This window comes from Streptomyces sp. NPDC093252 (assembly GCF_040683675.1).
GTDB lineage: Bacteria > Actinomycetota > Actinomycetes > Streptomycetales > Streptomycetaceae > Streptomyces.
In genome coordinates this window covers 60,645-86,933 of sequence record NZ_JBFBEM010000009.1, presented here as the reverse complement: position 1 = coordinate 86,933, position 26,289 = coordinate 60,645, and the positions used below count along the sequence as shown (strand labels likewise).

Below are 26,289 nucleotides of genomic sequence, written 5' to 3'. Positions count from 1 at the left end.
GGCGGGCTCGGGGAAGAAAGTTCCGCCGGGGTGGGAACCCCGGGGCGTCGGGCGGTGTACCAGAAATAGCTGCCGGCTCGCCTGCCGGTGACACCGCCTGCTGCGGGGGATGCCCGCCCGATGTGGGAGATGCCTGCCCGCTGCGGGTGGCGCCGCGCACCCCGGTGCCTCCCGCGCGGGCGTCGGCATCGTGAATCGGCATCCGGATCGGCGTCAGCCTCGGTGTCGGTGTCGGTGTCGGTGTCGGTGTCAGCGTACGGAGGAGCCGTCCTTCTTGAGCTGCATCTGGGGGCGGCCGGTGACCAGCAGCCAGGCCGGAAGGGAGGCGATACAGAGGAGGGAGAGGATGGCGGGGGAGGAGACGAGGACCGCGGCGGTGAAGAGGCTGACCCAGCCCTGCCGGGTGATCGCCAGCAGCATGCCGAGGACGCCCGCCGAGACACCGACGGCCGGGTCCACGGCGGGGACCAGGGCATGGGCGGCGAGACCGAACGCGGAGCCGACGAAGACGGCCGGGAAGATCCGCCCGCCCCGGAAACCGCTGGACGCGGCGACCAGCAGCGCGGCCAGCTTCACCACGGCCATCACCGTGAACTGCCCGGCCGACCAGCCGTCCGGGTCATGGGCGAGTTCCGCCGTCTCGTCCAGCCCTTTGAACAGCGTCAGCGGGCCGCCCAGCGCACCGAGCAGACCCAGCACCAGCCCACCCGCGGGCAGGATCAGCAGGGGATGGCGCAGTTGGGAGAACGCGCCATGGACATACGGAAAGGCGTACACCGCACACATGCCGAGCAGCGCGGCGAGAGAGGCGACGACCAGACAGGACAGCAGATCGGCCCAGCCGGGGCGGTCGAACGGCGGCAGATGCAGATCGAAGCTGGGGTGGGCGACCAGGGTGGTCGTCAGGGCGCCCGCGGCGGCGGCGACCAGGGGCGCGAAGACGCTGTCCCACAGCTTGCCCCGGGTCTGACGGCCGGCGAGGGCCTCGGAGATGACCAGCGCGGCGGCGACCGGGGTGCCGAACAGCGCGCCGATCGTCGCGGCCTCCGCCAGTACCGGCCAGATGGCGCCGGGCACGGCGGGCAGCAGCCGGTTGCCCAGCCAGAAGGCGAGGCCGACATTGACGGCGATGATCGGGTTCTCCGGGCCCAGGCTGGGGCCGCCGGCCAGGGTCAGGGCGGTGGCGATCAGCAGGCCGGGCAGCACGACCGGCGGCATCACGGGCGCGTCCAGCCCGGTCAGGGCCGGGTCGGGCCCCGCGTGTCCGGGGACCTTCCACACCACCAGACCGGCGAGGATGCCGGTCCCGGTGAGGACGACCAGTATCCAGAGCACGGAGTAGCGGCCCACGCCGAGTGCGTCGGGGAGGTTGTTCCAGAGCACGTGCTGGAGTTGCTCGGCCAGCCCGCTGACGCCGAGGAAGAGCAGGCTCGCGCCCACACCCACGACCAGCGCGGGAAGGATCAGGGGCAGCAGCGCGCGGGCCGGGGTCGCCGGAGTGCTCGGCGCCGGCGACGAGGTGTCGTGAGCCACCCGGGCCACGATAGACGGGCGAACCATGCATATCGGGCGCAATGGCTGCCATTCCTCCCGGAAACATCCTCCAAGACCGGGCTTGCACCTCACGTGGCGTGAGGCAGGAAGGTGAAGGGCGTACGAGGAAGGAGCGGAAGTGGGCTACTCCGTGGGACAGGTCGCCGGTTTCGCCGGGGTCACGGTGCGCACCCTGCACCACTACGACGACATCGGTCTGCTCGCCCCCGGCGAGCGCAGCCACGCGGGGCACCGGCGGTACAGCGACGCCGACCTCGACCGGTTGCAGCAGATCCTGTTCTACCGGGAGCTGGGCTTCCCGCTCGACGAGGTCGCCGCCCTGCTCGACGACCCGGACGCGGACCCGCAGGCGCATCTGCGCCGCCAGCACGAGTTGCTGACCGCCCGGATCGACAAGCTGAGAAAGATGGCGGCGGCCGTGGAGCACGCCATGGAGGCACGCAGCATGGGCATCAACCTCACACCCGAGGAGAAGTTCGAGGTGTTCGGGGACTTCGACCCGGACCAGTACGAGGAGGAGGTACAGCAGCGCTGGGGCGACACCGACGCCTACCGCGAGTCGCAGCGCCGCGCCGCCGGCTACACCAAGGAGGACTGGAAGCGGCTCACCGAGGAGTTCGACGCGATCCACCGCCGGATGGCCGACCTGATGGCGTCCGGCACCCCGGCGGACGCACCGGAGGCGATGGACACCGCGGAGGAGCACCGCCGCTTCATCTCGGGCGCGCACTACGAGTGCTCGTACGAGATGCATGTCTGCCTGGGCGAGATGTATGTCTCCGACCAGCGCTTCACGGCGAACTACGACAAGATCCGCACCGGCCTGGCGACGTACCTGAGGGACGCGATCGTGGCGAATGCCGGGCGGCAGGGGGGTGAGGGCTGAGGGCTGAGGGGGGTGAGGTGTGGGGGTGTGCGGGGTGCGGGGGCCGGTCCCCGGCGCTGGCGCTGGTCCTGGGGTTGGCTTCGGGTGCGGGGGTGCGGGGGTGCGGGGGTGCGGGGGTGCCGGGCATCGGGCATCGAGTGTTGGGCGCTGGGTGCTCGGCGTTGCGGGCTGGGTGTCGGGGTACTGGGCGCTCCGCGTCGAGGCTGGCTTCGGGTGCCGGGTGCCGGGTGCCGGGTGCCGGGCGTGGGGGTGCTGGTGTCGGGTGTCGGTTTCGGGGGTGGGCTGGGGCGATGCTGCTGCCGGTCGCGGTGCCGGGGTGGCGGTTCCGGCAGGGGTGGTCGTCCCGTACCGCTCCCGGCCGACGGTCTTCTGAGCCGCTCTGCCCATCGAGCCGCCGTTCCTGTCCGCCGAAGCCGCCCTCGCCCACTGGGTTCCCGGCTTTCCGGGTCGCCCTCGCCCACCGGGTCGCCCGGCCACCGGGTCGCCCTCGCCCACCGGTTCTCCCGGCCACCGGGTCCCCGGGTCGCCCTCGCCCGCCAGGTCCCCCGAGCCGACGGTGTAGCCACCGCCCACGCCGGGGCGGGTTCCCTGGCTGCCCGAGGCGCCACCCCGGTTTCCCCTGCACCCCGTGGACGCCACCCCACGCCCCTACCCGACGGAGTCCCCCTACCCCCGCCCGAGTCACCCCCCTCGCCCCTGACGGAGCCGCGCCCCGCCCCCGACGGAGTCACTCCCCCGTGGTGTGCGTCACGTCCCCGAGGGCGTCAGTCCTTGACCAGGACGACCGCCGTGCCGTAGGCGCACACCTCTGTGCCGACGTCCGCGGCCTCGGTGACGTCGAAGCGGAACATCAGGACACCGTTGGCGCCGCGGGCGCGGGCCTGTTCGACCAGGCGCTCCATGGCCTGGTTCCGGGTCTGCACCAGCGTCTTGGTCAGCCCGCGCAGCTCCCCGCCGACCAGGGACTTCAGCCCGGCGCCGAGCTGGCTGCCGATGTGCCGGGACCGCACGGTGAGTCCGAAGACCTCGCCGATCACCCGGTCCACGCGATAGCCCGGTACGTCGTTCGTCGTCACGACCAGTACCTCGGGCTCGGGTCCCTGTCCGCCGCCGTAGTCGTCCATGCCCATGACTCACAGCTTGGTCCCCCTCGGCGCACAGTGCATCCTGGAGGCACGGGTGGAACCTGGGACGGACACACAGCGTTGATAGCTTTGTCCGGCCGTACGGACGCCGAAGTTCTCAACACCCTTTCAGGAGCAAGGAATCGTGACGACGCTTGCCCTCGGACCGAGCTGGCTCGATCCGAACAACCTGCTCGACGACTTCGGCATCTGGGGCCTGCTCCTGATCGTCTTCGCGGAGTCCGGTCTGCTGATCGGGTTCTTCCTGCCGGGTGACTCCCTGCTGTTCACGGCCGGTCTGCTGATCACCTCCGGGCAGCTCGACTTCCCGCTGTGGGGCGCGGTCGTGCTCATCGTGATCGCCGCGATCGTGGGCGACCAGGTGGGCTACATGTTCGGCAAGAAAGTCGGCCCCTCGCTGTTCACCCGGCCGGACTCGCGGTTCTTCAAACAGGAGAATGTGCACAAGGCGCACGAGTTCTTCGAGAAGCACGGCCCGAAGTCCCTGGTCCTGGCCCGCTTCGTGCCGATCGTGCGGACGTTCACCCCGATCATCGCGGGCGTCAGCGGGATGCGGTACCGCTCGTTCCTGATCTTCAACGTCGTCGGTGGTGTCCTCTGGGGCGCCGGTGTCACCCTGCTGGGCTCCTGGCTGGGCAATATCGCCTTCGTCAAGGAGAACATCGAGGCGATCCTGATCCTGATCGTCTTCATCTCCGTGCTGCCGATCGTCTTCGAGGTGCTGCGCGCCCGCCGGCAGAAGAAGAACAACCCCCAGCCGGCCACCCAGCAGCAGGACCAGTTCCAGCACCAGAACCAGCAGTCCCCGCAGCAGCCCTACCCCTACGCCCAGCAGCAGCCGCCGGCCATGGACGACGCCACGACCCAGCTCCGCCGCATCCCCCCGGGCCCCGGCACCCACCAGCCCCAGGCCCTCCACACCCCCCACGCACCGCAGGGCAACCAGAGCCCTCAGGGTCACCCGAACAACCAGGGGCATCAGGGGCACCCCGGCAACCAGGGCTACCCGCAGCAACAGCAGTACCCGCAGCATCAGCCGGGCTACGGCCAGCCGCAGGACCCGTACTACGCGGCACCCCAGCCCCAGCCGCAGCCCCACGCTCAGCCCCAGCCCCAGCAGCCGTACCCCCACCAGCAGTACCCGCCGCAGCAGTATCCCCAGAACCAGCAGCCGCACCAGCCCCAGCAGCCCCAGCAGCCCCAGCCGGGGCAGTACCCCTACAACCAGGGCTGACCTCTGACCGCTGATCACACAGGCGCCCGCCCTGCTCCTCCGCCCCACCCGGCGGGGCAGGGCTCAGAACCCCCGGGTCCGCTTCGCCGCCCGGCGGCCCGCGGTCGCCGCGCCCGGTACCCGCAGCATCAGCCGGGAGAGTTCCGCGCCCAGATTGACGCCGATGGCGATGGCCATGGCGAGGGCCGCCGCTTTCGTCAGGGACGCCAGTCCGCTACTGATCTCGTTCTGGGCGATCGACAGCACACCGAAGTAGGTCGCGGAACCGGGCAGCAGGGGCCCGATCGCGGCGGTGGTGTACGGCAGGGCGGAGGCGTACCGGTACCGGGACAGCAACTGGCCGAACAGCCCGACCAGGCCCGCCGCGACCGCCGTGGACGCGACCGGTGAGAGATTCCCGGCGTAGTGCAGGGCGCCGTAGACGCACCAGGCGACCCCGCCGTTCAGGGTGACGGCGAGGACGGTGGACCGTTCCTGCTGGAGCAGGACCGCGAAGGTGAGGGAGAGCAGCATCGACGCGGCGATCTGGAGCCCCGGCCGCTCGGCGATGGTCAGCGCCGCGTCCGGGTTCAGTTCGGCGCCGAGCTGGACGCCGAAGTACAGCACCACCAGCACCCCGACCACGATCCCGACGAACAGGTACATGACCTCCAGGAGCCGGGCCGCGGCGGTGATGTAGAAGCCGGTCAGCCCGTCCTGCACCCCCGCTACCAGCGCCCGCCCCGGCAGCAGCGCGAACAGCCCACCGGTGATCACCGCGGAGGCCCCGACGTCGATGTGCGCCACGGTCAGCGCGATCCCGACGGCGGCCGGGGGCATCGCCGCGACCACGAACTGATAGAACTCCGGCAGCCCGCGCCCGGCGCACCACCAGGCCAGCCGGTCGCCCAGCATCGCGCCGAGCGCCGCCGCGAAGAACACCAGGACATCACCGCCGACCAGCACCGAGGCGGCCCCCGCCAGCAGCCCGCTGGCGCCGGTCAGGACCCAGGTCGGATAGGGGTGCCGGTTGCGGCGGATCTCGGCGAGGCGCCGGTACGCCTCCTCCAGCGAGAGATGGTTCTCGGGATCGCTGAGGTCGTCCACCAGCCGGAACACGGCCGCCAGCCGCGTGTAGTCGGTCGCCCGGCGCCGCACGGTCCGCGAGGCGGTCACCGGGTCGTCGACCAGGGACGGCTGGTGGGAGATGGAGAGCAAGGTGAAGGTGACGGTCGGCTCGCAGCGGTCCAGCCCGTAGGAGCGGCACACGGCGAACATCGCCGCCTCCACATCCTCCGCGCCCTCGCCGCCCGCGAGCAGCAGCTCACCGATGCGCAGGGTCAGGTCGAGCACACGGGGGACGGCCGGACCGGCGTCGTCCGCCTTCTGCACGGCCTCCGGAGCGGGGCGTTCCGCGACCGGCATCCGGAGCATGGTCCGCATCCGGTCCTGCCAGGGCGCGTCCTTCGTCAGACTCACCCTCGGCAGCCCGCCGGGCGGGGTGAACGCGGGCGGCGCCTGCCCGGCGACATAGGTGCTCGGCGTGGTGAAGGCCGACCCCTCCGCCTCGGCCGTCGGCGCCGGTACGTCCAGCCCTTCCGGCACGGCGAACTCGGAGGTGGTCTCCGGCTCCCCGCCCGCCCGCGCCACGTCCAGGCCCGCCGGAACCGAGAACTCGGAGGTCACCTCCGGATCGAAAACGCCCCGTGCCTCGTCCGAATGCGGCTTACGGTGCTCCGCGTCCGTCACTTAAAGCAGCGCTCCCTGTACGACTGCGTCCCAACGGCCTCAGTATGCGCACAGACAAGCGAAAGGCCGCACGCGGGATGCGTACGGCCGTTCGCCGATGGTCCTCTGACAACCCGAAGGGCTCAGTGGCCGCCCTGCTCCTTGAAGCGCTTGTACGACCGCTCGATCTCGGCCTCGGCGTCGGTGCGGCCCACCCAGTTGGCGCCCTCGACGGACTTGCCGGGCTCCAGGTCCTTGTAGACCTCGAAGAAGTGCTGGATCTCCAGGCGGTCGAACTCCGACACGTGGTGGATGTCGCGCAGGTGCTCCACCCGGGGGTCGGACGCCGGGACACACAGCAGCTTGTCGTCGCCGCCGGCCTCGTCGGTCATGCGGAACATGCCGATCGCACGGCAGGTGATGAGACAGCCGGGGAAGGTCGGCTCCTCCAGGATGACGAGCGCGTCCAGCGGGTCGCCGTCCTCGCCGAGGGTGTTCTCGACGAAGCCGTAGTCGGCCGGGTAGCTGGTCGAGGTGAAGAGTCGGCGGTCCAGGCGGATACGACCGGTCTCGTGGTCCACCTCGTACTTGTTGCGCGAACCCTTCGGGATCTCGATCGTTACGTCGAACTCCACCGGTGGCTCCTCCATGATCAGCACGCAGTTGTGGTGGTTAAGTGTCCCTCACGCAGGTGTGTGATCGCGAAAGGGGCTGGTGGTCGTGCCCGAACAGGGTCGCTGGCGGGCGGGAGAGCGGGTGACACGGCTCACACGAGCCGTACGGCCGCGGCTCACGCGGGCGGCGGAGGCCGCGAGGCCCCACGCCACGCGCTGGGCCCGCGCAATGAAACCGCAGGTCAAACGGGTGACCACGGTGAAGACCTGGCAGTACACGACCGGCGCGGCGGCCATCGGGCTCGCGCTGGCGGCCGGAGTGGTGACCGCCGCGGGGCCCTTCGACGCCACGGGCCAGCGCACGGCGGAGCGCGATACGGCCGCCGCGCAGCGGAATTCGGGTGGCGCAGATCACGGTCGTAATTCCGGTACGTCCGCCGGAGCACCCCGTCCGGCCCCCAGCGCGGCCTCCGTGCTGGAGGCTCTCGGGGTCTCCGCGGGCCCGGCCGGAGGGGTGAAGGCACCCCCGAACGGCGGCAGGACCCTTGCCGAGGTGCTGGACCCGCTGTTCAAGGACGCCGGTCTGGGCGACCGCCGGGCCGCCTCGGTCGTCGACGTCACCACCGGCGAGCGGCTCTACGGCGTCAGCTCCGGGGCCTCGCTCACCCCGGCCTCCACCACGAAGATCGCCACCGCCGTCGCCGCGCTGGACGCCCTCGGCCCGGACCACCGCCTGACCACCCGGGTTGCCTTCGAGCCCGGCACCGGCGAGGTCGTCCTCGTCGGCGGCGGCGACCCCACGCTCACCGCCCGCGAGGACAGCGGCGGCTCGGCCGACCTGCGCGCCCTCGCCGAGCGCACCGCGAGGGAACTGAAGAAACGCGGCACCACCGAGGTCACGCTCTCCTACGACACCACCCTCTATGCCGGGGACGCACGCCACCCGATCGGGGTCAACGACAACCTCGCCGAGGTCACCCCGCTCATGGCCGACCAGGCCCGCACCGACGACTCCACCAGCGGCCCCGCCCCCCGCCACACCGACCCGGCGGCCGAGGCCACCCGCTCCTTCGCGGGCTTCCTCAAGAGCCACGGCATCACCTCCGAGCCCCCGGGCCCCTCCAAGGCCACCGCCCGCGCCGAGACCCTGGCGACCGTGACCTCGCCCCCGCTGTCCACGCTGGTCGAGCGGATGCTGACCCACAGCGACAACGACATCGCCGAGGCCCTCGCCCGCCACACCGCCCTCGCCTCGGACCAGCGCGCCGACTTCAAGGGCGCCGGTACGGCGATCAAGTCCCGCCTGAAGAACCTGGGGCTGCCGGTCGCGGGCGCCTCCTTCAAGGACGGCAGCGGCCTGGCCCGCGCCGACCGGCTCACCGCCGATCTGCTCACCGCCCTGCTCGCCAAGGCTGCCGACCCCGCCCTCCCCGCCCTGCGCCCCGCCCTCACGGGCCTGCCGGTGGCCGGTTTCACCGGCACGCTGAGCACCCGTTACACCGACGGCGCCGCCGGCGTCGTCCGCGCCAAGACCGGCACCCTGACCGGCGTCAACACCCTCGCCGGCACCGCCGTCACCCCGACCGGCCAGGTCCTGGCCTTCGCCTTCCTGGCCACGGACACCACCGATCCCACAGCCGCCCAAACGGCCCTGGACACCACAGCAACAGCCCTGGCCACCTGCACATGCCACTAACGGCAACCCCCCAAGACGCGCAGCCCCCCGCCACCCCCTGAAGGGGCGCGGGGAACTGCGCGCCCAGCCACCCCCACCACCAGCCGAACGACAACCCGCCCCCGCATCCCGTATCCGCCCCCGCACTGACCAAGAAACGCCGCATCCCACCCCCTGAAGGGGCGCGGGGAACTGCGCGCCCAGCCCCACCCCAGCCCCACCCCACCGCCACCCGAACCGCCCGCCCAGCCACCCCCCCACCACCCCCCGGACGACAACCCCCCGCCCCCCAAACCCCCACAGCCTGCCCCCAGCGGCAGCGCTCACGTACCGTTGAGCGCATGACGCGCATCGGTGGTGCCGAGATGGTCGACTGGAATCTCGCGGTGGCGACCGCGACCCGGCTGGTGCGGCCGGGCCCGGAAGTGAGCCGTGACGAGGCCCGCGCGGTCGTCGCGGAGCTTCGCCGCCATGCCAGAGCCTCCGAGGAACACGTCCGGGGCTTCACCCGGATGGGGACCGGCGAGATCCATGACACCCCCGTCCTGGTGGTCGACCGCCCCGGCTGGGTGCGGGCGAACGTCGCCGGGTTCCGGGAGATCCTGAAACCCCTCCTGGAGAAGATGCAGGAACGTCGCGGCAGCACCCCCGGCGGTGCCGTGCTCGGCGCGGTCGGCGGCAAGGTGACCGGCGTCGAGCTGGGCATGCTGCTGTCCTTCCTGTCGTCCCGGGTGCTGGGCCAGTACGAGACCTTCGCCCCGGCGACCAGGGAACTCCCGGCCGGCGAGAAGAACGGCGGCCGGCTGCTCCTCGTCGCCCCGAACATCGTCCACGTGGAGCGCGAACTCGACGTCCAGCCGCATGACTTCCGGCTGTGGGTGTGTCTGCACGAGGAGACCCACCGGACCCAGTTCTCGGCCGTGCCCTGGCTGCGGGACCATCTGGAGGGCGAAATCCAGTCGTTCCTGGCGGAGACCGAGGTCGATCCCATGACCGTGCTGGAGCGGATCCGGGAGGCCGCGCAGTCGCTGGCGGGCGGGCGTCCGGAGGGCGAGGAGGACGACGGCGGGCGGTCCCTCGTCGAGATCGTGCAGACGCCGGGGCAGCGGGAGATCCTCGGCCGGCTGACCGCCGTGATGTCCCTCCTGGAGGGGCACGCCGACTTCGTGATGGACGGCGTCGGCCCGGCCGTCGTCCCGACCGTCGGGGAGATCCGGGAGAAGTTCCAGCAGCGCCGCGCCAAGGGCGCCTCCCGCCTCGACCTGGCCCTGCGCAAGCTGCTCGGCCTGGACGCCAAGCTGCGCCAGTACCGCGACGGCGAGCGGTTCGTGCGCGCGGTCGTCGAGGAGGTCGGTATGGACGGCTTCAACCGGGTGTGGACCTCGCCCAACACCCTGCCCACGAAGACGGAGATCGCCAAACCGGCGGACTGGATCGCGCGGGTGCACCGCAAGGCGGAGTCGTGAACCGCGGGGGTGCGTCGTGAATCCCGAGTGACGTGGTGAACCGGATCCGGCCGACGGCAGTCGAACGCCCCTCCAATCACCCGTCCGAGGGACCGTGGGCCCTGGGCAGGCGTGCAATGCTCGGGGAACCGCTCGGTTCTGTCACCATCTACACACTCTGAGTGACCGGACTCGGGCTCTCCCCCCGAAATATTCATGAAGGGAACCGGACATGGGTCCCCATCCTGCGGTCGCGGCGATACGCCTGGCGGTCCGCCGCGTCCTCCACGACATCCTCACCGAACACAGCCGCGTCCCCGACCCCACCGGCAGCGCGGCCGTCCCCCTGGCCGCCGGCTGCGTCGGCGCGGCCCCCGGGGGGCCCGCGGGCCGCACCGGTCTCGCGCCCGCCTGCGACCGCCCGTACGAGCGACCGCCGTCCCCGCTCGTACTCGTCGCCTGTTCCGGTGGCGCCGACTCCATGGCGCTCGCCTCCGCCCTCGCCTTCGAAGCCCCCCGCCTCGGTCTCCGCGCCGGCGGCATCACCGTCGACCACGGACTCCAGCAGGGCTCCGCCGCGCGCGCCGAGGACGTCGTCCAGCGGCTGCGCGGGCTCGGCCTGGACCCGGTCGAGGCCAGCGCCGTCACCATCGGCAGCGAGTCCGACACCCCCGCCCACGGCTCCGGCTACACCGGAGGCGGCGGACGCCGGGTGGGCCCCGAGGCCGCCGCCCGCGACGCCCGCTACACCGCCCTCGACGCCGCCGCCGAACGCCATGGCGCCGCCGCCGTCCTGCTCGGGCACACCCGTGACGACCAGGCCGAGACCGTCCTGCTGGGCCTCGCCCGGGGGTCCGGCATCCGCTCCCTGTCCGGGATGGCCGCGGTCTCGGGGGCCGACGGCCGTTACCGGCGTCCCTTCCTCCAGCTCGACCGGCAGACGGTCCGCAAGGCGTGCATGGTCCAGTCCCTGCCCGTCTGGGACGACCCGCACAACGCGGACCCCGCCTACACCCGCTCCCGGCTGCGCCACGAGGGCCTACCGGCCCTGGAGAAGGCGCTCGGCAAGGGCGTCGTCGAAGCGCTCGCCCGGACGGCACAACTGTCCCGGGACGACGCCGACGCCCTCGACGCCTGGGCCCGCCAGGCCGAGAGCGCCGTACGGGACTCCGCGGGGCTGCTGGAGTGCGCCAAGCTCTACGCGCTGCCCCCCGCCGTCCGCCGCCGGGTGCTGCGGCGCGCGGCGATCGAGGCGGGTGCTCCCGCGGGTTCGCTGTTCGCGCGCCACATCGAGGAAGTGGACCGGCTGATCACCGGCTGGCGGGGCCAGGGGGCCATCAACCTGCCGGGCAGAGTCGTCGCCCAGCGGCAGGGTGGCAGACTGGTGATTCGGCAAGGCTGAATCGACACCCCTCCGGACCCTCTCCGGCGAGGGTCCCGGTCAGCCGGTGGGACGACCGAAAGTGATGCGGGTGGACGCGAAAGACATGGGTGCCGACCTCCAGCAGGTGCTCATCACCAAGGAAGAGATCGACGCCAAGCTCGCCGAGCTGGCCGCCAAGATCGATGCCGAGTACGCGGGCAAGGACCTGCTCCTCGTCGGTGTGCTCAAGGGCGCGGTGATGGTCATGGCCGACCTCGCGCGGGCGCTGTCCACCCCCGTCACCATGGACTGGATGGCGGTGTCCTCCTACGGGGCGGGCACCCAGTCCTCCGGTGTGGTGCGGATCCTCAAGGACCTCGACACCGACATCAAGGGCAAGCACGTCCTGATCGTCGAGGACATCATCGACTCCGGACTGACCCTGTCCTGGCTGCTGTCCAACCTCGGCTCGCGCGAGCCGGAGTCGCTGAAGGTGTGCACCCTGCTGCGCAAGCCGGACGCGGCGAAGGTCGCCATCGACGTCGAGTGGGTGGGCTTCGACATCCCCAACGAGTTCGTCGTCGGCTACGGCCTCGACTTCGCGGAGAAGTACCGCAACCTGCCGTTCGTCGGCACGCTCGCGCCCCACGTCTACGGCGGCTGAGGCCCCCGCGGCGAGGGCCGCCGCCCCCCGGACCGTACGGACAGCCGGTGCCGCTGATCCGTACGGACCAAGCCGGACCAGGATGGACCAAGGGGGACGAGGAGATCGGGAACCCCAGCGGGTTCCGCGCCGTTGGAGCATGCGTAGACGGGAATGCCAGCCGTCCCATGCGTCGTCGGGCGACAATGCTGGGGTACCGTCAGAAGAACTGTCTTATCAAACTCACTATGGCAGGAGGGACGGGGCGGCACCGCTCCGTGTGGATGGACGTGAAGCGATACTTCCGTGGGCCGGTCATGTGGATCGTGCTGGCCGTCCTTGCCGTGGTCGTGTTGATGCAGGTCGTCGGCTCGTCCGGTGGCTACAAGACGGTGGACACCGGCCAGGTGGTCCAGGCGATCAACGAGAACCGGGTCGATGCGGCCCAGCTCACCACCGGTGACGAGCAGACCATCAAGGTCACGCTCAAGGACGGCCAGAAGATCGAGGGCAGCTCCAAGATCCAGGCCAGCTACATTGGCGACCAGGGCGTCACCATCGCCAATACGCTGCAGACGAAGTACCAGGACAACCAGATTCCGGACGGCTACACCGTTTCGCCGTCCAAGCAGAACCCGTTCGTCGGCATTCTGCTCTCCCTGCTCCCCTTCGTGCTCATCGTCGTCGTCTTCCTGTTCCTGATGAATCAGATGCAGGGCGGCGGCTCCCGGGTGATGAACTTCGGGAAGTCGAAGGCCAAGCTCATCACCAAGGACACGCCGAAGACGACCTTCGCGGACGTCGCCGGTTCGGACGAGGCGGTCGAGGAGCTCCACGAGATCAAGGAGTTCCTCCAGGAGCCCGCCAAGTTCCAGGCCGTGGGCGCCAAGATCCCCAAGGGTGTCCTGCTCTACGGGCCTCCCGGAACCGGCAAGACGCTTCTCGCGCGCGCCGTGGCCGGCGAGGCGGGTGTGCCCTTCTACTCGATCTCCGGATCCGACTTCGTCGAGATGTTCGTCGGTGTCGGTGCCTCCCGGGTCCGTGACCTCTTCGAGCAGGCCAAGGCGAACGCCCCGGCGATCGTCTTCGTCGACGAGATCGACGCGGTCGGCCGCCACCGCGGCGCCGGCCTCGGCGGTGGTCACGACGAGCGCGAGCAGACCCTCAACCAGCTCCTGGTCGAGATGGACGGCTTCGACGTCAAGGGCGGTGTGATCCTGATCGCCGCCACCAACCGGCCCGACATCCTGGACCCGGCGCTGCTGCGTCCCGGCCGCTTCGACCGCCAGATCGCGGTCGACCGCCCGGACATGCAGGGCCGTCTGGAGATCCTCAAGGTCCACCAGAAGGGCAAGCCGGTCGCCCCGGACGTCGATCTGTCCGCCGTCGCCCGCCGCACGCCGGGCTTCACGGGCGCCGACCTGTCGAACGTGCTGAACGAAGCGGCGCTCCTGACGGCGCGCAGCGACAAGAAGCTGATCGACAACCAGATGCTGGACGAGGCGATCGACCGGGTGGTCGCGGGCCCGCAGAAGCGGACCCGGATCATGTCGGACAAGGAGAAGAAGATCACCGCGTACCACGAGGGCGGTCACGCCCTGGTCGCGGCGGCCTCACCGAACTCCGACCCGGTCCACAAGATCACCATTCTGTCCCGCGGCCGGGCCCTGGGCTACACCATGGTCCTGCCCGACGAGGACAAGTACTCCACCACCCGCAACGAGATGCTCGACCAGCTCGCCTACATGCTGGGCGGTCGCGCGGCCGAGGAACTGGTCTTCCACGACCCGACCACGGGCGCCGCGAACGACATCGAGAAGGCCACCACCACGGCCCGCGCGATGGTCACCCAGTACGGCATGACCGAGCGGCTCGGCGCCATCAAGTTCGGCGGCGACAACACCGAGCCCTTCCTCGGCCGTGAGATGGCTCACCAGCGCGACTACTCGGAAGAGGTCGCCGCGCTGGTGGACGAGGAAGTCAAGAAGCTGATCGAGAACGCGCACAACGAGGCGTGGGAGATCCTGGTCGAGAACCGGGACGTCCTCGACAACCTCGTGCTGGCGCTGCTGGAGAAGGAGACGCTGGGCAAGGAGGAGATCGCCGAGGTCTTCGCCACCATCGTCAAGCGTCCCCCGCGGCCGGCCTGGACCGGCTCCTCCCGTCGCACCCCGTCGACCCGTCCGCCGGTCCTCTCCCCCAAGGAGCTGGCCCTGACGAACGGTGCCAACGGCGCGACTCCGGCGATCACCACGGCCAAGTCCACCACGGCCGAGCCCTCGGCCCCGGTGGCCGAACCGGCACCCGAGGAGCGTCCGGAGAGCTAGCGCCGACGGGCACCGCGGAGAGACCGAGCGCGGAGAGACCGAGCGGAGGGCACGGGTCGACCCCTTGAGGGGGGTGGGCCGGTGCCCTCCGGCTTTTTTGTTTGGGTGCGGCTTGGCGGGGAGCGGAGGGGGTGGGGGTGGTATCGGGGGCGCGGGGGCGCGGGGTGGTACTGGGGGAGTAGGGCGGTAGCGGGGCGTGGGGCGGTGCCGGGGAGTGGGGTGGTACTGAGGGAGTCGGGCGATAGCGGGGTGTGGGGCGGTGCCGCTTCGCTGCCCCGGTTGGGTTGCGCTGGGCCCTTAGGGGTCCTTCGGCCCCATCCGGCCCGGAATGGATACCGCGCCCCCCTGGTTCTAGCCTGGGGTGCGGAATTTCCGTAGGCCCGCAGATGAGGCGCGCGCCGCGCGACCCGTACAGGAACGAGGCACCCCATGACCGACGCCGTGACGCTGGACGGCGAGCGCCCCATAGGTGAGTTCGACGAGAAGCGTGCCGAGAACGCGGTGCGCGAACTCCTCATCGCGGTCGGCGAGGACCCGGACCGCGAGGGCCTCAGGGAGACCCCGGCGCGGGTGGCGCGGGCGTACAAGGAGATCTTCGCGGGGCTGTGGCAGCAGCCGCAGGATGTGCTGACCACGACGTTCGACCTCGGGCACGACGAGATGGTGCTCGTGAAGGACATCGAGGTGTACTCGACCTGTGAGCACCATCTGGTGCCGTTCCGGGGCGTCGCGCATGTCGGGTACATCCCGTCGACCAGCGGCAAGATCACGGGACTGTCCAAGCTGGCCCGGCTGGTGGATGTCTACGCCCGCCGGCCGCAGGTGCAGGAGCGCCTCACCACGCAGATCGCGGACTCGCTGATGGAGATCCTGGAGCCGCGCGGGGTGATCGTGGTCGTGGAGTGCGAGCACATGTGCATGTCGATGCGGGGGATCCGCAAGCCGGGCGCGAAGACCCTCACCTCGGCGGTGCGGGGTCAGTTGCGGGATGCGGCGACCCGGAACGAGGCGATGAGTCTGATCATGGCGCGGTGAGAGTCTGATCATGGCGCGGTGAGGCGGTACCGTACCTGCGGCCGAGGGGAGTTGTCGCGCGCTGGTGGTGAGGGCGGGGGCGCCTCGTTGGTGGTGGGGCGGGTGGTGCCGATAGCGGCCCCTGGAGGAGTCGGGGTGGCCTGTCTGGCGGGCCGCGACGTGCGAGGTGGCCTGCCCCCGGTCTGCCCGGTCTGCCGATGGTGTGTGACGTGGCCGGTCTGGCTGTCCGGCTGTCCGGTGTGTTGCCGGGGGTGTCAGGTCGTGGGGGCGGTGCCGGTCGTGTCGTGGTCGTCGTCGTCCGGGAGCTTGCAGACGTGCTCCAGGAACAGGGCCGCCGCTATCACCGCGATGCCCGCCACGACCGAGAAACCGGCGTAGATCGCCTGGTCGCGGCGGGCCGGGACATCGAGAAGCTCCAGCAGGAAGACGCCCGTGCCGCCGTACATACCGGCGACCAGGGCGGCCACCAGGGCGCTGGCCTGGCCGAAGACGACGGCTCGTGCGGCCATCAGCGGATCGACGCCCTTGGCGCCCGGCTCGCGCTCGCGCTGGGCCTTGAGACGGGCGCGCAGCGAGAGCGCCGTGGACAGCAGGACGACCGCGATCAGCGCGAGGACGATGGGGGCGGCCAGGGGCACACTGGGCAGGGTGCCCACCGAGTTCCACAGGCGGGCGGCTGCCCAGGACAGCACTCCGGCGACGACGAAAACGCCGATCAGCAGCCTGACGCGCAGCTCTCTCACGGTGTCCCTTCAGCTCCCGGGTCGATGGGCGGTCCGTCGACGCACGACCGCGCCCGGCGGGCCCTGCGGTCGTGTCGACCTTAACGACTATTCGGGCAGCCGTAGTTCCAGGTCGCCGCGGGCCGCCACGCCGTCCCGGCCCACACCGGCGAGGAGGGCGGCGACCGGACCCCGGCCGGGCAGCAGGGCCGACGGGTCCACGTCGTGCCAGGGGGCGAGCACGAAGGCCCGTTCGTGGGCGCGCGGGTGAGGGAGGGTGAGCTGCGGGTCGTCGGACACCACATCGGCGTACGACACGATGTCGACGTCGAGGGTGCGCGGGCCCCAGCGCTGGTCGCGGACCCGGTGGAACGCCTCCTCGACCGCGTGCGCCCGCTCCAGCAGGGAGGAGGGCGGGAGGGTGGTCCTTAGGACGATGACCGCGTTGAAGTAGGAGGGCTGGCTGCCGGGGTCGACGCCCCAGGGCTCGGTCTCGTACACCGGGGAGACCGCCTTGACGCGGACGCCCGGGGTGTCCTCCAGCGCGTCGATGGCGCCCTGGAGGGTCTCCAGGCGGTTGCCCAGGTTGGAGCCGAGGGCGACGACGGCTCTTCGCGGGTTCTGGAGGGTGGTGTCGGCGGCGTCGACCCGCTCGACGACGGAGGCGGGCACCGGCTGGACGGTCGGGTCGCTGTGGCCCTCGGTGAAGGCGGTCATACTCGGCTCCGGCTGATGGTGACGGTCACGTCGTCGAAGGGGACCGTGATCGGCGCGTCCGGTTTGTGGACACAGACCTCGACCTCCTGGACCTCCGGGTGCTTCAGACAGACCTGCGCGATGCGCTCGGCGAGCGTCTCGATGAGGTTGACGGGTTCGCCCTCGACGACGGCGACGACCTCCTCGGCGACGATGCCGTAGTGGACGGTCTTCTCCAGGTCGTCGTCGGCTGCCGCCGGGCGCGTGTCCAGCCCCAGGACCAGGTCCACGAGGAAGGTCTGGCCCTCCTCGCGCTCCTTGGGGAACACCCCGTGGTGCCCGCGGGCCTTGAGGCCGCGCAGCGCGACACGATCCACGCGAATCACTCCTGCAATCGTCGGTGGGGGCCGGTCCGTACCGCGTGCGGGCGAACGGTCGGCCACGAACGAATCTACCTGCGGGCACTGACAGTCCCGGGCCACGGGGGTCCGGGGGCGGGCCGGGGCCGGGCGGATTCACCGGGTGTTTCCCCCGGGGAACCCGGCCGGTCGGGGTCGGAAACCGCGCCTACCCCGGGGTAGGTGATTCCAACCACCTTTCGGGCCGGGGTCGTCTTGTTCGTTTGCCCTGTCCGTTTGTCCTATTCATTGATCTTGTTCGTTTGCCCTGCTCTGTTCCGCTCTGTTCCGATCTATTCGCTCTATTCGCGCTGGTCTGATCCGTTCTGTCAGGAGAGGGTTTCGTCCGGGGCGGGTGGTTCGTCCGTGTCGTCCTCGTCGTTCTCCGCCAGGACCGGGGAGGCGTGGTGGGACCAGAGCTTCCAGCCGTCGTCGGTGCGCCGGAACACATTCGTGGCCACCACGAGCTGACCCACCAGCGGGCCCAGCTCGCCGCCCTCCTCGGGGGCGGGGCCGCCGCTGAGGATGTTCTCGGTGCAGGTCACCAGCGCGGTGTCGCCGGTGACGGACACATGCACATCCGTCAGGAAGAACTGGATGTAGTCCGTGTTGGCCATGATCAGCGCGTAGGAGCGCAGCACCTCGCCGCGTCCGGTGAGCGCATGCCAGCCCGGGTGCACGCAGGAGATCACCCCGGTGTCGGCCGGGTCGTGGTACTCCTCGTCGACGCCGAGGTCGGACGGGCTGAGCCACTGCGCGGACACCGCCTCGAAATCGCCGCGCTCCAGCGCCTCGTAGTAGGCGGTGTTGGCGGCTTCCACCTGCTCGACGTCGATGTGGGGGGCGCTCACCTGTCTCCTTCGGTCGGCCGGGGGGTTGATCCGGGGGTGCGGGCCTCTTCTTCGGTGCGGGCCCGCTCCACCGCGTGGGCGACGCGTACGGCGTCGGCGGTGGCGCGTACCTCGTGGACGCGTACCGCCCACGCGCCCGCGTACGCGGCGAGCGCGGAGACGGCGGCCGTGGCCGCGTCGCGCTCGCGCGCGGGTGGGGGCGCGTGGCCCGGCCCGGCCAGGACCCGTCCCAGGAACCGTTTGCGGGAGGCGGCGACGAGGACCGGGTGGCCGAGGGCGTTCAGCCGGTCCAGCCGGGCGAGCAGCGCGAGATCGTGCTCGGCCTGCTTGGAGAAGCCGAGACCGGGGTCGACGACGATCCGGTCGGCGGCGATACCGCCCTCCCGTACGGCCCGCACGCGCGCGTGCAGCTCGTCGACGACCTCGGTGACGACATCGTCGTAGGAGCCCTGGACGTTGCCGCCCGCCAGGAAGCCGCGCCAGTGCATGACGACGAAGGGCGCGCCCGCCGCGGCGACGGCCGGGATCATGGCGGGGTCGGCGAGGCCGCCGCTGACGTCGTTGACGAGGGCGGCGCCGGCCGCGAGGGCCTGCTCGGCGACCGACGCGCGCATGGTGTCGACGGAGACCACAGCGCCCTCGGCGGCGAGGCCGCGGACCACCGGGACGACCCGGCGCAGCTCTTCCTCCTCGTCGACGCGGGTGGCGCCCGGCCGGGTGGACTCGCCGCCCACGTCGATCAGGTCGGCGCCCTCGGAGACCAGGTCGAGGCCGTGCTTGACGGCGGCCGTCGTGTCGAACCAGCGGCCTCCGTCGGAGAAGGAATCCGGGGTCACGTTCACGACCCCCATCACCGCGCAGCGGTCCCATGTGGGGAGTCCCGCGACGCTCCGGCGTCCGATCTGCTTGCTCATACGTTCAGCGTAGGCCCCTGGGTGGGGCGGATCGTCTGGTCGTCGTCCGCCCGCCGCCCGGCCGTCGCCCGGCCGTCGCTCGGGATCCGACGGCGGGGTGTGGGGGCGGGGTCCGACGGTGGGGTCCGGGGGCGGGTGCCTGGAGGGTGCGGGGCGGGTGCTGGTGGGGGCGGCACGGAGGCGGGGTGCGGCTGGGGTGTTATGCCGTCCGCACGTCCCGTTCCGGTAGGCCGTGGGCGCGGGGGCGGGCCGGGGTGGTGCGGCGGCGCAGGGGGAGCGGCGGGGCGGTCAGGAAGCCCTCGGCCCGCAGCGCGGCGACACCGATGCGGGGCAGGTCGGCGGAGGCACGGTAGACCACGAAACGGGGCTCCCAGCGGGGCCGGAACGTGGCGTTGAAGCGGTACAGCGACTCGATCCGGAACCAGCGCGAGAGACACAGCAGCAGCCCCCGCCAGGCCCGCAGCACCGGACCGGCGCCGATCCGCCCGCCACGGGTCGGCGCCGAGCGGACCATCGCGAAATTCAGCGACACGCGCGAGATCCCGAACCTCGGCGCGGCGCGCAGGGCCGCCACGGTCAGCAGCTCGTTCAGCTTGGGGTCGGCGGCGCGGTCGCGGCGCATCAGATCCAGGGACACGCCGTCCCCGCCCCAGGGAACGAAGTGCAGGACGGCCCTGAGGTCGCCATAGGGGCCCGGTTCCGCCTCGGCGCGGTGGGCGGTGGCGATCAGGCAGTCCCCGACCGCGGGGTCGCCGACACGGCCCAGCGCCATGGAGAAGCCGCGCTCGGTGGCGGTGCCCCGCCAGTCGTCCGCCGCCCGGCGGATCCGGTCCAGCCCGGCCGCGCCGAGGTCACGCACGCGTCGTACCCGGGTCTCGTAACCGGCGCGCTCGATGCGGGTGACCATCCGGCGCACGTTGCGCATCGCGCGGCCGGCGAGCGAGAAATCCGGGACGTCCACCACCGCCTCGTCGCCCGGTTCGAGCGCGTCCAGGCCGGTCTCGCGGGTCCACACCTCGCCGCCGGTCTCGGAGCAGCCCATGACGGCGGGCGTCCAGGAGTGGGCGCGGGCCACGTCCATGAAGCGCTCCATGGCGCCGGGCCACGCCTCCATGTCCCCGATCGGATCGCCGTCGGCGAGCATCACACCGGAGACCACGCGATAGGTGACGGCCGCCTTGCCGCTGGGCGAGAACACCACCGCCCTGTCGCGGCGCAGGGCGAAGTGGCCGAGCAGGTCCCGGCCGCCGTGCCGTTCCAGCAGGGCGCGCAGCCGCTGCTCGTCGTCCTCGCTGAGCCGCGCGGCCGGGTGCTCGGGGCGGAAGGCGAGGTAGACGGTGGTGACGGCGGTCAGCAGGCCCAGGGCGCCCAGGGAGGCGGCCACCGTCCAGGAGGTGCTGCCCTTGTAGTCGACCGGGCCCTGGACGCCGAGCAGGCCGTACAGGACGTGGGTCAGGCGGGCCGCCCAGCTCGGGTCGCCCACCATGGGGCCCTGGTGGACGCTGACGATCACCAGGCCCAGCGCGAGCGAACCGGCGCCCATGAGCACGAAGTTGGCCAGCGCGCGCCAGCGGCTGCGCGGGTCGGGCAGGGCGGCGAACTGGCCCCGGTGGCGCAGCAGCACCCACAGCAGGGCAAGCGCGAGAAGGACGCCGGCGAGCGAGTGGCGGTAGGCGAACTGGGCGACGGCGCCCACCGGGAGCAGGGCCACCGCCGCTCGCCAGGCCCGCCGCTTGCGGCGCCGCAGGCCGCGCGCGAGGAGCAGCAGCAGGACGCCCGCGCTGAGCGAGAGGGCCGCCGCGAACGGGCCCAGCGCGCCGGGCAGCACCTCCGCGAGGGCGTGCGCACGGCTGTGCCGGAAGCGTGGGAACACGCCCGCGGCGATGTCCAGCAGGCCCACCAGCGCGCAGGCCCCGGCGACGAGGACGGGCACCGACCGGGGGTGCGGACCGCGCAGCCGCCGCCGCACCCTTCCCGCCCGTGCCGGTGCTGTGCCCGACATTTCCCCACCTTCCGTGACAGCCATCGCATCCCGCTGTTCCGAGAGAGACCCCGTGGCCGTCCCGATTCGGGCATCCGGCCACATTGCGCCCTCTAGGACGACGAGTCGGGGGATGAGGTTCACTCCGCCGTTCAAAGGTGGTTCAAAGCCCGTGAAAAGTCGGGGCATGCCCTAGGGGGGGCGGTCTGCCGGGGGCAGGGGCGCGTGCGGTGATCGCGCGCGGGAGGGGGCCGGTAATGGGGAATGCGGGGTCTCTTCCGGGAAGCGTCGGCACCTCTCCGGGGGATCTTCCGGGGTTCTCCGGAGGTTCTCGCGGGGTTCTATGGGGCAACTGCCGGGCATCTCCCGGGTGCATCTCCGGGGGCATCGGCGGGTGGCATCCGCCGGGTATCCCGGGGTGGCATCCGTGCGCGATCTCCGGGGGCCTTGAGAGCCATCTCGGGCTCTCTTGCTCTCTTGAGGTCGACTTCGCGCCGACTTCGCCCGGACTCCGCGCCCACTTCGCGCCCACATCGCACCCACTTCGCGGTGCTCTTCGCCGGGCGTCTTCGTCCTGGCCTTCGGCGTGGTCTTCGTCGCGCTGTTCTCGACAGGGGACGGGAGAGGGCAGGGGAATGCGCCATGGAGGGGGGAACTCCGGCGCTGCGTGGGGCGATGGGCGGTGGACAGGGGGCCGTCCCCGGGGGGCGTTCGGCGTGCGTGCCCGGCGTGTCGCGGTAGGCGGGAGGGTGGTGGAGGGTGGTGGGGGAGAGGAGTGAGGGGTGCGGGGTGCGGGGGCGGCAGGGAGGTCGGGGCCGGGGCGGTAAGAGGGACGGTCCGGGATCGGGGGCGGGGTCAAATGGCCTTCGGATCAAGAGGATTCGTATTCCCGTGACGGGAATTGCGGCATCAACCGGAAGTTGATCATGCGGAGATCGCGCGGAACTCCGGTACGGCTCCGCACGCCGATACCGAATCGAAACCGAGTGAACGGTTCGGGGTGGCTGTGTTTTTGCGGCCCGGCGCACCACGATTCCCCTACGCGCGGTAAGTTTCTGGCCATGCCACGTGGACGTCACCGCCATTCCCCGCCCCTGCACCGGCTGCTGCCCCCGTCCGCAATCGCAGGCGTCGCCGTGGTCTGCGCGGTCGGCCCCTGGGTGTTCTCCGAGACCGCGGTGCTCCGCGCGCTGGCCGGAGTCGCCGCACTGACCGCTGTCGCCGGGGCGATCGTCATGCGCCGCTGGGACACACAGGCGGGCAAGCAGGTGGCCGACCTCGCGCGCGTGCGGGTGAGCGAGGAGTGGCGGCACGAGGAACGGGTCGCCGAACTGGAGGCCGACCTCGACGAGTCGCGCGAGCTGCGCGGCAAGCTGGAGCAGCGGCTGCGCGCCAAGCGCGCCGAACTGGCGGGCCTGCGCAATGAACACGCGGCCCTGCTGCGGCGGTACGCCACCGCGGAGACCGAGCGCGCGACCGCCCTGGAGGGGCGCCGCCTGCTGGAGATAGAGGCCGGGGAACCGGCGAACGCGCTGCCGCCGGGGGAATCGGCGGAGTCTGCGGCGGAGGCTGCCGAGGGGGCCGGGGACGCCGGGAGCGGTGGGAGCGGTGGGAGCGGCGGGTCCACCGTCTCTGTGTCCGACACACCGGCGCTGTTCTCGCCCGAGGGCTCGCAGTTGTTCCTCCGCGCGCGGGAGGCCCTCGTGCGGTTGGAGAAGCGGGGGCGGGAGAAGGGTCCTCAGAGTTCCGAGGGTTCCGAGAGCTCAGAGGGATCAGAGGGTTCCGAGGGGGCGCTGGAGGAGTCCGTGGCGACCGGCGGGGAGGCGGTTGCCGAGGGGGACACGCCGGAGCGGGCCGACATCGCCGTGGAGCAGGGTGACCCGGACCGGGAACGGGCCGACACCGCCCCGGAGAACGTCGGCACCGATCCGGAGCAGGGCGGTACCGCCCCGGAGAGCGTCGACACCGTCTTGGAGGAGGCCGCCACCCGCTCGGAGAGGGCCGCCAACCCCGGCGCCTCCGATTCCGCTGACCCCGACTCCGACCCTGACCCCGATTCCACGGACCCCGATCCCGACCCGAACGGCAGGGGTCCCGGTGAACCCGAGGACGCGGCCGACGAGGCCCCGGAGGCCGGGGCCGGGTCCCAGGGCGCCGGTACGGACAGCTCCGTGGCCGTTCCGGCGGGCGCGGACCTGCCGGCCGTGAGTACGCCGGAGCCCGCGCGGGCCGCCGTACCCGCCCAGGGCCGGGGCCCCGCCGGGCCGTCGCCCGCTGGGGCCGCCGAGGGCGGGGCGGGGGCGGCTCAGGAGGACGAGGCACAGGGGGAGCCCGGTGCGGCCGACGCGCGCGGGCACGCGGTCGCCGCGCCGACGACCCACACGCAGAGCGACGCCGCCGGGGCCGCCGAGACCCGGCCCGCCGGACCCGTACCGGTGCACCAGCCGACCGGGCACTTCACCGTCCCGACCGCCGTGGCCGTCGTCCCGCCCGCTCCGGCCCGGCGGCCGGCCGTGGAGGGCGGTTTCGACTTCTTCGGCACGCAGCAGCCGGAGGCCGCGGAGGGTGCGACGAGCGCCGTGCAGGACGAGGATCTGGCCGATGTCGTCGGCCAGGAGGCGCTGGACGCGCAGCGGCGGCGGGCACAGGCCGAGGACGGGCCGGGGCCGCTTCGGGAGCGCGCGGATGCTGGCGAGGACGGTCCCGTCATCGATCTGACCGCGCACGACGAGACCGAGCAGATCGACGTCCAGGGGCTGCGCAGCGCGGTCTCCTGACCTCCGGTCCGGGGCGGAGAGCCCGGTGCGCCGTGCGCGCGCCGGGCTCTCGGCGTTCCGGGTGCCGGTGAGCCGCCCGAGTGACTCAGGCCATCCAGCGGTCGGGGCGGGCGTCGCGGCGGCCGGTGCGGGAGCGTTCCGCCTGGGCGTGCAGCAGCAGCGCGGCCTCCTCGGCGTCCCTCAGACGCGCTGTCTCGACCTGGTTGGCCCCCGTGTCCACATGGACGTCCGCGACGCCCCACAGGCGCGCCCAGGGGCCTTGCGTGAGGCGCACGCTCTGGACCTTCGCGTGGGGGACGAGGGCGAGCCGGCGGCTCACCAGGCCCTGGCGGGTGGCGAAGACGGTGTCGGTGATCGCCAGCCCGTGGCCGCGCCACCACACCGGCACGCACCAGCGGGCCCGGCGCGGCGGACGGCTGAGCGCGTCCGGCGCGGGGACCGCCACCCCCGGCAGCACCCGCGCGATGACCGACTCCGCGACCTCGCGCGGCGCCACCGGCAGCAGCAGCGAGTTGTCCGAACCGGCCACGGCCAGTTCCACCTTGACCCAGCCGCGCCGCCGCCACAGCCACGGCTCGACGATCCGCACGGTCTGCACCCGCCCCGGCGGCACCGTCTCGTGCGCCCGGTCGAGCAACCCGTGGTCGATGCGCAGTCCGTCCGGCGACTCGGCGAGCGTCCAGTCGTACTCGCTCACGAACCGTCCCACGCTGCTCGCGCCCGCCGCGCCGATCAGCGGCAGACCGGTCGCGATCACCGTCCACAGGCTGTGGGTGAAGTACCACAGCACCGGCGGTACGACGGCCGCGGCGACCAGCGTGCCCCAGGTGGCGCCGGTCAGGACCAGGGAGATCGCCAGGTCCCGCGCGGGCACCCGCAGCAGTTGCCGCGCCGGTGCCTCGCCGACCTCGTGCGCGGTCTCCGGCGCGAAACCGGCCGCGCGGGCCAGCAGTTCGGCCCGCAGCGCGCGGGCCTCGCCCTCGCCGAGGAAGGCGAGTTCGTCCTTCTTGTCGGCCCCTATGACATCGAGCCGCAGCTTGGAGACGCCCGCCACGCGCGCGAGGAGCGGCTGGGTGATGTCGATCGCCTGGATGCGTTCCAGCCGGATGTGCGCGGTACGCCGGAACAACAGGCCGGTACGGATGCGCAGTTCCGAGTCGGTCACCGCGAAGTGGGTGAACCACCAGGTGAGGAAGCCGTACAGGGCGGCGGCCGGGATCAGCACCGCGAGGGCGATCACCAGGGTGGTCGTCGTCAGCCGGGTCAACTGGCGCTGTGCCTGGTCCGGGTCGTGCAGCGCCCAGCCGATGATCACGGCGATCGGCGCCCAGGCGCGGCGTAGGGGCGTGATGGGGTGCAGGCGGCGTTCGGGGAGGGGGGTTCCTGGTGCCGTTGCCGTTGCCGTTGCCGTTGTCGGGGGTTTGGGGGTGTGGGTGGCCGGGTCTGGTGTGGTCCTGGTCTCGCGGTCGGTCGGGTCGGCCGTGGCTCGGGTCTGCGGGTCGGTTCCGTCCGCCGCGACGCCGGTCTGCGGGTCCGTCCCGACCCTCGCAGTGCCGGTCTGCTGGTCCGTCCCGTCCGTCGCAGTGCCGGGCACCCGGTCCGTTGCGTATGGCGTGCCGGGCACCCGGTCCGTGGCATCCGTCGTGCCCGTCCCGCGCGCGGGCGCCGCCCCCGGAAACCCGGTCCCCATCACCTCCGGAGCCTCAACCGCCTCCAGAGCCTCAAGCGCCCCCGGAAACCCCTCCGCCCCTTCCGCCCCCTCCGCCCTCGCCGTCTTCCCGGCGGGCCCCACAGGGCCGCCGTCCGCCCCCGGCGTCCTCACAGCCCCGCCGATCGGGCCTCGCCCAGTTCGGTGAGGCGGTCGCGCAGGCGTTCGGCCTCGGCCGGGTCCAGGCCGGGGATCCGGGCGTCGGACGCCGCGGCGGCCGTGTGGAGCTGCACGCTCGCCAGCCCGAAATGCCGCTCCACGGGCCCGGAGGTGACCTCCACGAGCTGCATCCGCCCGTACGGCACCACGGTCGTCTCGCGCCACAGCACGCCCCGGCTGATCAGCAGGTCGTCGGAGCGCTCCGTGTACCGCCAGGACCGCCAGTTGCGCTCCAGCATGACCCAGCCCCCTGCCATCAGCGCCAGTGGCAGCAGGGCGAAGGCCGCCCACGCGGGGCCCGCCAGCAGCCCCGGCAGCAGTCCGGCCGCCAGCGTCAGCAGGCCCAGCCAGACCACCAGCAGCAGCCGCCGCATCCGCAGCAGGCCGGGCGGCAGCCCTGTCCACACCGGTTCGGCCCGTGCCGTGCCCGCGCTCGGCGGGCTCCCCGTCTCCAT

The 26,289-nt window shown here is 72.2% G+C and carries 21 protein-coding genes; 9 read left to right on the top strand and 12 right to left on the bottom strand.

What is annotated here, in order from left to right; translation table 11 throughout:
* Nucleotides 1–249: 249 nt before the first annotated feature.
* Nucleotides 250–1,533 carry an ion channel protein gene (locus AB0O01_RS20080; RefSeq protein WP_365315067.1) on the bottom strand — a complete coding sequence of 428 codons (1,284 nt, stop codon included), beginning with the start codon at nucleotides 1,531–1,533 and terminating at the stop codon, nucleotides 250–252.
* A gap of 139 nt (nucleotides 1,534–1,672) precedes the next feature.
* On the opposite strand from AB0O01_RS20080, the gene AB0O01_RS20075 reads away from it, so the two are divergent.
* The gene (locus tag AB0O01_RS20075) at nucleotides 1,673–2,440 is read left to right on the top strand and encodes a MerR family transcriptional regulator (protein ID WP_365315065.1); all 768 of its coding nucleotides are present in this window, start codon (nucleotides 1,673–1,675) and stop codon (nucleotides 2,438–2,440) included.
* 764 nt (nucleotides 2,441–3,204) lie between these two features.
* Here AB0O01_RS20075 and AB0O01_RS20070 read toward each other — a convergent pair.
* A complete protein-coding gene (locus AB0O01_RS20070; protein WP_365315063.1) occupies nucleotides 3,205–3,570 on the bottom strand; it encodes a YbjQ family protein in 366 nt (121 codons plus the stop codon).
* 139 nt (nucleotides 3,571–3,709) lie between these two features.
* Here AB0O01_RS20070 and AB0O01_RS20065 point away from each other — a divergent pair, with 139 nt between their 5' ends.
* On the top strand, nucleotides 3,710–4,819 hold the full coding sequence (locus AB0O01_RS20065) for a VTT domain-containing protein (protein WP_365315062.1): 1,110 nt from the start codon (nucleotides 3,710–3,712) through the stop codon (nucleotides 4,817–4,819).
* A gap of 63 nt (nucleotides 4,820–4,882) precedes the next feature.
* Here AB0O01_RS20065 and AB0O01_RS20060 read toward each other — a convergent pair whose 3' ends face one another.
* Nucleotides 4,883–6,547, bottom strand: coding sequence for a threonine/serine exporter family protein (locus AB0O01_RS20060; RefSeq protein ID WP_365315061.1), 1,665 nt, complete (start codon nucleotides 6,545–6,547; stop codon nucleotides 4,883–4,885).
* A gap of 122 nt (nucleotides 6,548–6,669) precedes the next feature.
* A complete protein-coding gene (locus AB0O01_RS20055; RefSeq protein ID WP_355745171.1) occupies nucleotides 6,670–7,161 on the bottom strand; it encodes an inorganic diphosphatase in 492 nt (163 codons plus the stop codon).
* 79 nt (nucleotides 7,162–7,240) lie between these two features.
* On the opposite strand from AB0O01_RS20055, the gene dacB reads away from it, so the two are divergent.
* The 6 genes from dacB to folE all read left to right on the top strand — a co-directional run bounded on the left by dacB (nucleotide 7,241) and on the right by folE (nucleotide 15,628).
* On the top strand, nucleotides 7,241–8,836 hold the full coding sequence (dacB, locus tag AB0O01_RS20050; protein ID WP_365315059.1) for a D-alanyl-D-alanine carboxypeptidase/D-alanyl-D-alanine-endopeptidase: 1,596 nt from the start codon (nucleotides 7,241–7,243) through the stop codon (nucleotides 8,834–8,836).
* A gap of 320 nt (nucleotides 8,837–9,156) precedes the next feature.
* Entirely contained in the window at nucleotides 9,157–10,281 is a 1,125-nt protein-coding gene (locus tag AB0O01_RS20045; protein ID WP_365315057.1) for a zinc-dependent metalloprotease, read from the top strand.
* 211 nt (nucleotides 10,282–10,492) lie between these two features.
* Nucleotides 10,493–11,662, top strand: a complete 1,170-nt coding sequence (tilS, locus tag AB0O01_RS20040) for a tRNA lysidine(34) synthetase TilS (RefSeq protein WP_365315056.1) — start codon at nucleotides 10,493–10,495, stop codon at nucleotides 11,660–11,662.
* Nucleotides 11,663–11,726: 64 nt separating this feature from the next.
* A complete protein-coding gene (hpt, locus tag AB0O01_RS20035) occupies nucleotides 11,727–12,287 on the top strand; it encodes a hypoxanthine phosphoribosyltransferase (RefSeq protein ID WP_365315465.1) in 561 nt (186 codons plus the stop codon).
* Between the two features lie 263 nt (nucleotides 12,288–12,550).
* Complete coding sequence (gene ftsH / locus AB0O01_RS20030; protein ID WP_365315054.1) at nucleotides 12,551–14,593, top strand: ATP-dependent zinc metalloprotease FtsH; 2,043 nt, start codon at nucleotides 12,551–12,553, stop codon at nucleotides 14,591–14,593.
* A gap of 429 nt (nucleotides 14,594–15,022) precedes the next feature.
* Complete coding sequence (gene folE, locus AB0O01_RS20025) at nucleotides 15,023–15,628, top strand: GTP cyclohydrolase I FolE (protein WP_355745159.1); 606 nt, start codon at nucleotides 15,023–15,025, stop codon at nucleotides 15,626–15,628.
* Nucleotides 15,629–15,882: 254 nt separating this feature from the next.
* On the opposite strand, the gene AB0O01_RS20020 is transcribed toward folE, so the two are convergent.
* The 6 genes from AB0O01_RS20020 to AB0O01_RS19995 form a co-directional block, all read right to left on the bottom strand.
* Entirely contained in the window at nucleotides 15,883–16,371 is a 489-nt protein-coding gene (locus tag AB0O01_RS20020; protein WP_365315052.1) for a DUF3180 domain-containing protein, read from the bottom strand.
* An 87-nt stretch (nucleotides 16,372–16,458) separates the two neighbouring features.
* Nucleotides 16,459–17,067, bottom strand: coding sequence for a 2-amino-4-hydroxy-6-hydroxymethyldihydropteridine diphosphokinase (folK, locus tag AB0O01_RS20015; protein ID WP_365315051.1), 609 nt, complete (start codon nucleotides 17,065–17,067; stop codon nucleotides 16,459–16,461).
* Nucleotides 17,064–17,423, bottom strand: coding sequence for a dihydroneopterin aldolase (gene folB, locus AB0O01_RS20010; protein WP_365315049.1), 360 nt, complete (start codon nucleotides 17,421–17,423; stop codon nucleotides 17,064–17,066). The genes folK and folB overlap by 4 nt, the downstream gene beginning before the upstream one ends.
* Before the next feature lie 350 nt (nucleotides 17,424–17,773).
* Nucleotides 17,774–18,295 carry a nuclear transport factor 2 family protein gene (locus tag AB0O01_RS20005; protein WP_365315047.1) on the bottom strand — a complete coding sequence of 174 codons (522 nt, stop codon included), beginning with the start codon at nucleotides 18,293–18,295 and terminating at the stop codon, nucleotides 17,774–17,776.
* Complete coding sequence (gene folP / locus AB0O01_RS20000; RefSeq protein WP_365315046.1) at nucleotides 18,292–19,209, bottom strand: dihydropteroate synthase; 918 nt, start codon at nucleotides 19,207–19,209, stop codon at nucleotides 18,292–18,294. The genes AB0O01_RS20005 and folP overlap by 4 nt, the downstream gene beginning before the upstream one ends.
* Before the next feature lie 199 nt (nucleotides 19,210–19,408).
* Complete coding sequence (locus tag AB0O01_RS19995) at nucleotides 19,409–21,211, bottom strand: phosphatidylglycerol lysyltransferase domain-containing protein (RefSeq protein ID WP_365315044.1); 1,803 nt, start codon at nucleotides 21,209–21,211, stop codon at nucleotides 19,409–19,411.
* Nucleotides 21,212–22,251: 1,040 nt separating this feature from the next.
* Here AB0O01_RS19995 and AB0O01_RS19990 point away from each other — a divergent pair.
* On the top strand, nucleotides 22,252–23,967 hold the full coding sequence (locus tag AB0O01_RS19990; RefSeq protein ID WP_365315042.1) for a hypothetical protein: 1,716 nt from the start codon (nucleotides 22,252–22,254) through the stop codon (nucleotides 23,965–23,967).
* 85 nt (nucleotides 23,968–24,052) lie between these two features.
* Here the strand turns inward: AB0O01_RS19990 and AB0O01_RS19985 are convergent, their stop codons facing one another.
* Together AB0O01_RS19985 and AB0O01_RS19980 are read right to left on the bottom strand one after the other, a co-directional pair.
* On the bottom strand, nucleotides 24,053–25,657 hold the full coding sequence (locus tag AB0O01_RS19985) for a PH domain-containing protein (RefSeq protein WP_365315040.1): 1,605 nt from the start codon (nucleotides 25,655–25,657) through the stop codon (nucleotides 24,053–24,055).
* Nucleotides 25,658–25,785: 128 nt separating this feature from the next.
* On the bottom strand, nucleotides 25,786–26,289 hold the full coding sequence (locus tag AB0O01_RS19980) for a PH domain-containing protein (RefSeq protein WP_365315038.1): 504 nt from the start codon (nucleotides 26,287–26,289) through the stop codon (nucleotides 25,786–25,788).

Bases quoted from the DNA above. Each gene is read 5' to 3' on its own strand.
- ftsH (WP_365315054.1), top strand. From the start codon at position 12,551: ATGGACGTGAAGCGATACTTCCGTGGGCCGGTCATGTGGATCGTGCTG.
- tilS (WP_365315056.1), top strand. From the start codon at position 10,493: ATGGGTCCCCATCCTGCGGTCGCGGCGATACGCCTGGCGGTCCGCCGC.
- folK (WP_365315051.1), bottom strand. From the start codon at position 17,067: ATGACCGCCTTCACCGAGGGCCACAGCGACCCGACCGTCCAGCCGGTG.
- AB0O01_RS20045 (WP_365315057.1), top strand. From the start codon at position 9,157: ATGACGCGCATCGGTGGTGCCGAGATGGTCGACTGGAATCTCGCGGTG.
- folE (WP_355745159.1), top strand. From the start codon at position 15,023: ATGACCGACGCCGTGACGCTGGACGGCGAGCGCCCCATAGGTGAGTTC.
- folP (WP_365315046.1), bottom strand. From the start codon at position 19,209: ATGAGCAAGCAGATCGGACGCCGGAGCGTCGCGGGACTCCCCACATGG.
- AB0O01_RS19995 (WP_365315044.1), bottom strand. From the start codon at position 21,211: ATGTCGGGCACAGCACCGGCACGGGCGGGAAGGGTGCGGCGGCGGCTG.
- AB0O01_RS19990 (WP_365315042.1), top strand. From the start codon at position 22,252: ATGCCACGTGGACGTCACCGCCATTCCCCGCCCCTGCACCGGCTGCTG.
- hpt (WP_365315465.1), top strand. From the start codon at position 11,727: ATGCGGGTGGACGCGAAAGACATGGGTGCCGACCTCCAGCAGGTGCTC.
- AB0O01_RS19980 (WP_365315038.1), bottom strand. From the start codon at position 26,289: ATGGAGACGGGGAGCCCGCCGAGCGCGGGCACGGCACGGGCCGAACCG.
- AB0O01_RS19985 (WP_365315040.1), bottom strand. From the start codon at position 25,657: ATGGGGACCGGGTTTCCGGGGGCGGCGCCCGCGCGCGGGACGGGCACG.
- AB0O01_RS20070 (WP_365315063.1), bottom strand. From the start codon at position 3,570: ATGGGCATGGACGACTACGGCGGCGGACAGGGACCCGAGCCCGAGGTA.